The sequence below is a fragment of the Gorillibacterium sp. sgz306347 genome (genome assembly GCF_059735245.1).
Genome location: NZ_JCAPET010000002.1, coordinates 240,775 through 249,977 on the forward strand (window position 1 = coordinate 240,775; position 9,203 = coordinate 249,977).

Below are 9,203 nucleotides of genomic sequence, written 5' to 3' on the forward strand. Positions count from 1 at the left end.
CCGTCGGAAAAAGCGCTGCCTATGCCAAAAGTCACAGACAAATTATGACAACAACTGCTTCTATTGAAGTGAGAACCTGATGGGGGGAATTGCCGCTTTGAAGAAGCCGTTGCTTGGTATTTTAACCGGATTATTATTATTTATAGCTGCCTGCAGCAACAGCAGCGCCGACGCGGGCCCTGCCGCGACAGAGGCAAGCCCTACGCCGAACGAAGCCGTGATCGCGCTGGAAAGGGAGAACCGCGAGCTGAAGGAAAAGGTGGCCGCGCTCACCAAGCAGCTGGAGGAAGCCAAAAACGAACCGGCCAACCTGCTGAAGCACGCGCAGGAAAACGCCGAAACAAACGCTTCCTTGGCCAAAGAAAAGCTTGCCGCGCTGCTGGACAAGTACCCCGCTGCGCCGGAGGCGGCCGAAGGCAAGAAATTGCTGGCCTCCATCGAAAAAACGGAAAAAGAAGCCGCCGCTGCAAAAGCGGAGGCTGCCAAGCAAGCGAAAGCCGAAAAAGAGAAAAAGCTTCAGGCCTCTTTGGCCAATACCCGAAAGAAAAGCGACGAGGTTAAGGACATCGATTGGTACTATGCCAAGACGACAACGGAATACGTAGACACCAACGAAATCTATGCTTACGTCGGCAAAGAGGAGGGCGCGGAGCCCTGGATGCGCCTTAAAATTCAGTATGCGGGCGATGACTGGCTTTTTATAAACGATTACCTGCTCAAAGTGGACGGGGAAACCTTTTCGATCACCCCGGAGCTGCTGGATGTTCAGCGCGACAATGGGCTGGGCGGCGTATGGGAATGGTACGATACCGCCGTTTACGATTACGAGCTGAAAATGCTCCAAGCCATCGCCGGCTCCAAAAAAGCCGTTTTGCGCTCCAACGGGGATCAATACTACAAGGACCGGACCATAAGCGACAAGGAAAAAGCAGCCATTCAAACGATGCTGGACGCCTACGCCGCTCTCGGCGGAAAATAAACCGGAAACACCCCGAAGGAAACCGCAGCCTTTTTGATCGGCCGCGTTTCCTTCGGGGTTCTTTTTTGGAAGGGCGGCTCCGCATGCCTCCTCCGTCTGGAATGGTTCAGCCGCCGCGCTCCAGCCGCGGCTTGAGCCAATGATACAGATCGGGAACGGATTCCGCCGTTAAGGTCTCCGATTCATTCGCCGGTCCACCCTTCACCCGTACCTCTATCCGGTTCGGGGCTGTGACCGTTATCGCGGCATCCACTCCGTACTTGGTTTCCAGCCGTTCCAGCGTGCGCTCCCCTTCCGGGCTGTCGGCCAAGCAAACCAGGAGCACATCCGGTTTGAAGCTGCTTTCGGCATCCTGCACTCCGTCAACCAGTTCCTGTTCGTTCGCACAAGGGATGATTCCGCTGCAGGGGTCGTACGCCTCATTGCGACAGCGGACCGCCAGCGCGTAATAGCCCTCTTCGCGAAAAAGCGACCACAATCGCATGGCCTGGGAGGCGCCGCCTGTATCCCGCTCGCGGAAAACAAGCAGCGGAACCGCGAGCGGCTGCCGGCATGCCTGCGGACGCCCGGGTACGTTAGCTGCGCCCGCCGCCAAATGCTTCCGCACCTGGTCCAGGGAGAGCACGGCAGGCCCGCCGGGCAGGCGGCACACCAGCGCGGCGGCATAAGGGGCCGCGTAGCTGCTGCTGGCGGAGGTCGGCCGCTCCTCTCCCATGAAATTGGTGAGGCGGTGCTCGCCCGGGGCCGTCATGTCAATTCCGTCGAACGGCGACGGATGATAGAAGTATGAGTCCGGATCGGCCGGAACCCCCTCCGGCCCGCATCGGACCCCGATCACGCAGTTCAAAGAAGCCGGACACGTCACAATGGTTTCGTTGTGCGCGGCGGCCACGATAATGGTTCCTGTGGCGGCAAGCTTCTCCGCTGCCTCCGTGATGGCGGGAAAATCGCCGTAATGAAGGGTGCCCAAGCTTAAATTCACGATATCGGACCGAACGGACAAGCACCAGTCCAGCGCCGCCAGCAGTTGCTCCTTACGGGCCGTATGCCCTCCGTCCGAAATGATCTTCAAGCTGGACAGCACGGCATCCGGCGCGTACTTTTTGATGATGCCGGCACAATTGGTTCCATGCGAAGGCTGGTAGGGGTCGTATCCGCTTCGGCTAATGAAGCCCAGCGCCGGATCAATCGTCAAATTATGAAGAAGCGCTCCTGTCTCGTAATACCCTTCGTTCACTCCGTCGTCGACGATAACGACATGCTTAGCTCCCATGCCGGGAGAACACCCCGTCCCCGATTAACGTTTCAATTGCCGCCGCCAGCCGGTTAAAGCTGCGGAAGCAGTCTTCCGACACGGCCTCCTCCGGGAAACCAATGCCGAATTCGGTCTCCGCATCCCTATGGAGATAAAGCAGGTCCCTGGCGGCAAAGCGATGAACCGGCCCGATAAAAGCCGCCTCCGCACGTTCGCCGTTCCAGCCGCCCGGATCAAGGCCAAACCGTTTCCACAGCAGCTCCGCCAGCCTGTCCCTTACCGTTATACCGGTTCCGATATCCATGCCCATCTCCCCTTTTCGGTTCACCCGTCAGATCAGCTCTACTTCCGCGTACTCCCTCAGCCCGTCAAGCAGCCGGTCGCTTAACGCCGCCGCGTCTTGTGCGTTCAAAATGTTGAACACGGAAACGCCCATCTCGCGGAAGGCGGGAAGATGCTCGTCGATGAAGCCGGAGGTTAGGGTGAGGTGCTCTTCTTTTTGCGTAAGATTGGTCACGTCCCAATCCAGACGGGTGTTCGCCATGACCACGCAGTCCGCTTCATAGCCAAACCGGTATTTGAGCAAGCTGCCGATCCGTTCGAAATATTCCGCAGTATAAGGCTCGTAAAAGGTTGCGATAACCGCTGCATCGGGCCGCACGGCTTGCGAAATTTCATACGCCAGAATGCCGAAATGATTGGTCATGGTCTGGTTCAGCATGGCGATTCCGCCGGGAATGCCCACGATCATCACATCGGGCTTCTCCTCCTTCTCCAGCTCCCGCAGGAAGCGGTTGAAGCGGAGGATCTTCTCCTCCTCGGTTGCGCCGCCTTCAAAAAGAAATTTCGGCAGCGAGTGAAAGCCCAGGCACTCGCAGTAGCTTCTGGAACCAATCTGGCTAACCTTGTAGCCTTCTTTCAGAAACGATTCCCGCAAGCTCAATTGAATCTCGAACTTGTTGCACCGTCCCGACAAGCCCTGAACGAACACAACAGGCGTTTCCAGCTTGAGCAGCCCTTTTCCGGCTAAGGGAGCCGCCTGCTCATACGGCCACTTCCGCAAAAAAGTCCGATACCGGACCCCATTCCGCGCGCAAGCCTCGCGGACCTGCTCCTCCAGCCCGGCGGGAAGCGCATAAACGCTAAGGATGTGCTTGCCTGCATCCGCCATCTGGATCATAAGCGGCACAAGCGCATTTTCCAAATCCAACAGAGGACTTGAGTCGATAAAAAAAACGGTATCGTACTGTTCCTCTACTTCCTCGAACCGGGAATGGACAGGCATGTCCAAAGCCGGACCGCCGTCGGCGCAGGAGGCGTCTTTTCCCGCCAGTCCCCATCCCTCTGGTGAAACCAGGCCTTTGAGCTCCATGCCTTCCAGCAGACCGCTGTGCCTTGCCAGCGGCGCGGCCTGCACCGTGTAGGGGTAAAGCACCGCTTGCAGCTTCATATTCGCCACTTCCTTTTAGCGCAACGTTTGAAAGTCCATGCCCATTTCCTTCAGCACGCAGATGTCCTTTAGCTTGCTTTCCGTGCTCATTCGAACCTGTCGGCAATGCTCCAGCTTCTTTTCGGCCGAAAGCTCCGTCAGGTTGTCGGCAAAAGCCGCGCACAGGTAGCAGTACCGAAACGCCCAGCAATCCTTGCACTGCTCTTCGGTCAAGGTACCGACGTTCAAAAGCTCCCGGATTCTCGCATAATCAAATCCATGGTCGAGGTTTCCGATCTTCATCATGTCGGAAGCTTCGCTTACCCGCTCGCACGGATAAAAGTTCCCGTCCACGTCGACAAAAAGGCGCTGCGCCCCCGGAATGCAGGGACCGCCATGGTGAATGGCCTCCGGGATTTTGTCCGTGGGCGTCATCAGGGAATAAAAGGTGCGGAGCTCCTCGAATCTTCTCTCCGCCAGCAGCGTCCCTTCCGGCGCTTTGCTTTTTCCCAGCTTCCGCAACAGCGTCTTGAAAAAGTCGGACTCCGTTTCGTATCCAAACGCCTCGTTCGCGGGCCGGCCGCTTCGGGAATAGTTGTCCGCTACCAGGGAGAGAAGCGTCCGCATTTCCTTGACCGTCTCAAATTCGCGAAAAAACCGTTCCGTGCAAGCGATATCGTTCTCCGGGTCGACCACGGAATTCAGCATGATGTTCTGCTTGAAATAGACGGGGAACTGCCGGCTGATCATGGTCAAATTCTCCATAATGCGGTCAAAGGACCCGGTATGGTCACAAAAGGTCCGGTTGCGGTCATGAATCTCCCGGGGACCGTCCAGGCTGATCATCAGGTGCAGGTTATAGCGTTCAAAAAAGCGGACCGTCTCCGGCGTAAGCAGGGTCCCGTTCGTAGTTAGGGTGTAATGGATGTCTTTGCCTTTCCCTCTTTCTTCTATGTACCGAAGGCATTGCCGGACCAGCTCCAATTCGAGAAGCGGCTCCCCGCCGTAAAAGCCGATGCTGACCTTGTCGCTCCCCCGGGAATGCTCCAGCAAAAAATCGAGGCTGCGCTTCGCCGTATCGAACGTCATGCGCCGGTTCTCATGGGTACGGTTGTAATAACCGCCCGAATACCCGCAATAGTCGCAGCGCAAATTGCACTGCCGGGTCACTTGAAGCGTCAGCTTCTGCACCTTGCTCGCCAGCTTGTGCTCCAGAACCTCATCGGCGGCATGAATAACGGTTTTGGCCCGGTTGGCGGACAAAAAGCCGTTCGCCCGAAGGCGCTCCAGCTGCTTGGCAGCGCCGGGGTCCTGGCCGGTCTCGGCCCTGCCGGCCAGCGTATCCCAAACCGCCCGGTTGAGCTTTAAAACCGCATTTCGGTTCACATCGTAACAATAATGGCCACCGCCAGTGCGAAACAGATGGATAAAAGGGGCTTCCGTTGTCATTCCAGCCTCTCCTTCGGCAAGCCGCCAACCGGCCCGAAAAAAACGGCCGGCTGGCGAACCCGCTGATTAATACCCGCCGACTGCGGCGCTGCTGCCGCTCGACTGATTGCTCGACGCGATGCTTTCCACACTGCCGTAGTCGGACTGCCCGCTCAGGTACGATTCGTACGAGGTGCAGGAGCTGGTACAGTTGCCGCATCCGCAATAGGAGCAGCTTTTGCAGTACGTTTCGATCGTTTCTTCCGTCGCGTGAAGCTTTTTCCCCAGTTTTCTCATTGGAAACCCTCTCTCCGTTTAAATTGGTTTGCCCGGGCGGCTAACCCCGCCCGCAGGCTGTATTTGATTAACGCGCCTTATCCGCGGTATAAGGTTTGTTAAGTCAAATCTTCTTAAGTCCGCAGGACAGCCTCCGTCTCCTGCTGGAGCGTGCCATGGCGGTATTCCGTGACCATTCCGTCCTGAACGCGGATATAGCGGTCGGCATGAGGGATTTCTCCGGGATGATGGGAAACCAGAACGATGGTCTTTCCGGCTTTTTTGTACTCAACCAGCCGTTCATATAAATGGGCTTCCGAAGCATGGTCGTAGTTGGAGGTCGCTTCATCCAGGATCAGAAGGGATGCTTCTTTGCAGAGCGCCCGGGCAACCGCCAGCTTTTGCTTTTGGCCGCCGGATAAAGCCGATCCGTTTCGTCCGACCGGGCTTTCCAGTTTCAGCGGAAGCTTTTGCACGAATGATGTGGAAGCGCTATCAAATAAAGCCTGATGCAGCCTTTCCGGCCCGCTTCCCCGGCCGGGAGCGACGTTTTCCCGGACCGTTCCGTCAAACAGAAACGACTCCTGCGAAACCGCCGAAACCAGCTCCCGGTACCGGGTCAACTTGATGCGCCGCACATCGACGCCGTTCAACCGGATTTCCCCTTCCTGCGGCACGCAAAACCGGAGCATCAGCTGAAGCAGCGTGCTTTTGCCGGATCCGTTGTCCCCGGTCAGGACTACAATTTCACCCGGATGGAGCTGCAGCGTCACATCCCGAAGCACTTCTCTGCCGTCCGGGTAGGAAAATCCGACCCGGTCGAACGAAAGCAAGCAGGGCGCCCCGGGGCGGACACCGCCATCGGGCAAAACAGAGCTCCCCTCAGCCTCCGTCTCCAGATCGAGAAATTCGAAATACCGCCGGGCCGAAGGGAAAATATTGGCAAACCGGAACCGGATGTTCAAGAAAGCCGACAGCGGTCCCATTACGTACATGCTGTACGTCAAGAAAGCAAACAATCCGCCCAGCGTCAGGCTGCTTCGAAAGACAAAGCTTGCACCCAGGATGTAAAGGAGATTGGTAATAAGCTGGAACAAAAAAGACTCCGACGCGCTGTTCAGCTTGTCCGACATGGCGAGCTTGAGGTTGAGCCGGATAATCCGGCGCTGCATCCCCGTAAACTGGAGCATTTTGCCGGCATACAGCCGCCACAGCTTTACCTCTTTTATTCCGCTTAAGGTTTCGCCATACCAGGCCGCATAAAGACGGTTGCATTCCAGCCATTCTTCAAACAATGCGGTTCTCTTTTGGGACAGGCTGCGGCTAACCGCCAGCCGGAACGGAGCAAACAGCAAGACCGCAAGCGCCAGCCGCCATTCGATCGCGAACAGGCCGATGCAGCCGCCAATCACCCGCAGCGCTTGCGTGAGCAGGGAAAAGGTGGAGCGGTCGCACAGGTTCGCCACATTGCCGGCGTCCATCGAAAGCGTATTGACGATTTCCGTAACGTTTTTCCGGTTGTAAAAGTCCATTTTCAGCCGGAGGGAGTGGGCAATTGCTTTTTTTAGCAGGGTAAAGGAATAGTTGGAATGGATATAGGAGATTGCGCGGGTTTCCACAAGGCCAATGCCCTGATCGATGATCAGCAGCAGGAGGGTGTAAGAGGTGAAGGTGACCACAACGCCCATGTCCTGCTTCAGCAGGCCCCGGTCCATAAGCTCCCGGCTGAGGAAAGGGAACGCCAGTTGAATGGCCGAGGAGACCAGAATAAGAAAGAAAAGAGCTGCGATCTTTCGCTTAAAGGGCTTTAACAGACGGATCATTCGAAAAAGCAGGTCTTTGTTCTGCATGCAACCCCTCTTTTGGGAGAACGGAATCCCGCAGCCATGTGACAGCATTCACAAAATGGAAGACAATGCCATAATACACCAGAATTTTGTAAACTACAAACCTATTTTGAAAGAATCTATGATTTTTTATAGATATCTCATTTTTTTATTTGCCGCTTTTCCCTTGAGTGATTTCAGATGTCCGAATTTTCCTAAGCAGCCTGTTTATATGCGCCGCATCAACTATCCGAATTCAGTAGGAAGGGGCCCAAAAGCCCCTTTCCCTTTTATTCCTTGCTTGATTCTTCCGCTTCGGCGAGAGCACGCCCGATTTCATGATCAAGCGCCTGCAAAATACCGCAGCGTGCTTCCATGTCAGGAAGCGCCGATAATACGGCGTTGACCGCGTCAATCAGTTCTGCCGTCGGATTTGCCAAATCAATGGTGCATTCGATTAAAATGCGTGTTTTCATCGGGTAAACTCCTTTTTTTCAGATGCGGCTTATGAAGGCTTATTTTGCATTTACGGCAACCCACAAGCGGTCCAGTTCGGTGCGGAGCCACCCCAGTTTGTCACGCGTTAGCCCAATGATTGCTGCATTGGTGAAATCTATACTTCTGGTCAAAGAGACATCGCCCTGCAGTTGAATGCTTGAGCAATTCAAATACATAAAAGTATTGGAAGCAATAATCATTCCGCTTGTCTCATAAAAGGTAATGTTGCCGGAACCGCTGAACCTGATCGATTTATCGCCGGACCCCACAAATTCCAATTTACTGCCTACGGTCACATCGGTCGTAACGTTAATGGCCGTGTTCGACGTTATACTTCCGCCCATAATGGTTGTGCCGCTGATTGAACCTCCCGAAATTTCAGTCCCGACAATCCGGCTTCCTTCGATATGGGACGAATCCAGTCGGCCGGATATGAAGGCATTTTTCGCAAACATTCGCCCGGTAGCATCAACGGTAAACATACCATTCCCTACATTGACCGACGACCCGATAATACTGCCGCCATTAAACGTAGAATTTGCAATAGAGGCCGCGTTTGCCGTCAGCTTGTTTGCGGTCACGTTGCCGGCCATATCTACGCGAAACGGTGCGAGGTTAAAATCGTCGTGCCCTGAACTTATCCCGTTCGGATTAATCTTCGTCACGTTGTTTCCGCTGCCGATAACGAGAGAAACACCGTAAATTGCCTGCCCTACGATTCGCTCCGCGACAATCCCGTCGGCTGTAATTGCCGCCCGAACCGTTTTCCAGCCGTCTGTGGAGATGCCGAGACCTGCTGCCGTTAACCTTACCTGCCGCAGCGGATTCGCTTTCTCTTTCGCGAGAATTCCGCCCTCCGACGGATAAGCAATTTCCGTCTTGCTATTCGTAATATCCGTGATCGCCTGCTTTGCGAAAGCCTCAAATACATCCGTGCGGATACGGCCGGCGCTAAACACATTCTCAATCGCACGCCGCGACGACTCAAGCTGCGCCATTACTTGCGCGTAATCCCGCCTCATCACGTTCGCAATCGAAACTTGCGAGTGCTGGCCGGTAGAGTACGGATACTCCGTAATTTCGACGATACGGGCGATTACCGCGTCCATTCCGATATCGGGATCGGTCACGGATACGGCGTCGCCGAGATTAGGCGGACGGTCCGGCGAATCCGGTAACTTATGGACATCGGCTGCGGATACGGAGGCCTCGAAAGCGGGTATCTCGCGTTCGGCCAACCGTTTACGGGCGGCCTCCAATAACTTTAGCGGATCGGTTACGTCCTGTTCCGTCAACACATCGTCGTAGTACGCAACGCTTTCGGATGCCCACAAACCGGCGTATTGGCTGACGAGATAGTTCACCGCGAGCGTCCCGTTCACGATAGCTCCCGGAATTGCCGCAAGTCTTGTACGCTCTTCAGCCGTTAATATAGTCGCTGGCTGGCCGATCCACGTCCGGCTGTCCTTCATTTCCGCATAAAGACGTGTACACAGCGAGCGGCCGTCGTCG

General features: G+C 55.5%; 9 protein-coding genes. 1 reads left to right on the top strand and 8 read right to left on the bottom strand.

What is annotated here, in order from left to right:
- The first annotated feature begins 97 nt into the window (after positions 1 to 97).
- Positions 98 to 979, top strand: coding sequence for a hypothetical protein (locus tag AC6I6H_RS02630; protein ID WP_497950772.1), 882 nt, complete (start codon positions 98 to 100; stop codon positions 977 to 979).
- A 106-nt stretch (positions 980 to 1,085) separates the two neighbouring features.
- Here AC6I6H_RS02630 and AC6I6H_RS02635 read toward each other — a convergent pair whose 3' ends face one another.
- From AC6I6H_RS02635 to AC6I6H_RS02670, 8 genes are all read right to left on the bottom strand, one after another.
- The gene (locus tag AC6I6H_RS02635; protein ID WP_497950774.1) at positions 1,086 to 2,252 is read right to left on the bottom strand and encodes a S8 family serine peptidase; all 1,167 of its coding nucleotides are present in this window, start codon (positions 2,250 to 2,252) and stop codon (positions 1,086 to 1,088) included.
- Positions 2,242 to 2,538, bottom strand: a complete 297-nt coding sequence (locus AC6I6H_RS02640) for a hypothetical protein (RefSeq protein ID WP_497950776.1) — start codon at positions 2,536 to 2,538, stop codon at positions 2,242 to 2,244. Before AC6I6H_RS02640 ends, AC6I6H_RS02635 begins: the two co-directional genes overlap by 11 nt.
- 27 nt (positions 2,539 to 2,565) lie before the next feature.
- A complete protein-coding gene (locus AC6I6H_RS02645) occupies positions 2,566 to 3,684 on the bottom strand; it encodes a TIGR04066 family peptide maturation system protein (RefSeq protein ID WP_497950778.1) in 1,119 nt (372 codons plus the stop codon).
- A gap of 15 nt (positions 3,685 to 3,699) precedes the next feature.
- Positions 3,700 to 5,112 carry a Cys-rich peptide radical SAM maturase CcpM gene (ccpM, locus tag AC6I6H_RS02650; protein WP_497950780.1) on the bottom strand — a complete coding sequence of 471 codons (1,413 nt, stop codon included), beginning with the start codon at positions 5,110 to 5,112 and terminating at the stop codon, positions 3,700 to 3,702.
- Positions 5,113 to 5,178: 66 nt separating this feature from the next.
- Positions 5,179 to 5,388 carry a CLI_3235 family bacteriocin precursor gene (locus AC6I6H_RS02655; protein ID WP_497950784.1) on the bottom strand — a complete coding sequence of 70 codons (210 nt, stop codon included), beginning with the start codon at positions 5,386 to 5,388 and terminating at the stop codon, positions 5,179 to 5,181.
- 113 nt (positions 5,389 to 5,501) lie between these two features.
- Positions 5,502 to 7,217 (bottom strand): ABC transporter ATP-binding protein, encoded by a 1,716-nt coding sequence (locus AC6I6H_RS02660; protein ID WP_497950787.1) that lies wholly within the window; start codon positions 7,215 to 7,217, stop codon positions 5,502 to 5,504.
- A 266-nt stretch (positions 7,218 to 7,483) separates the two neighbouring features.
- Positions 7,484 to 7,669: a hypothetical protein gene (locus AC6I6H_RS02665; RefSeq protein ID WP_497950789.1), complete on the bottom strand. Its 186-nt coding sequence runs from the start codon at positions 7,667 to 7,669 to the stop codon at positions 7,484 to 7,486.
- Between the two features lie 39 nt (positions 7,670 to 7,708).
- Positions 7,709 to 9,203: phage tail protein (locus AC6I6H_RS02670; RefSeq protein ID WP_497950791.1), on the bottom strand; the 1,495-nt coding region annotated here is incomplete at its 5' end.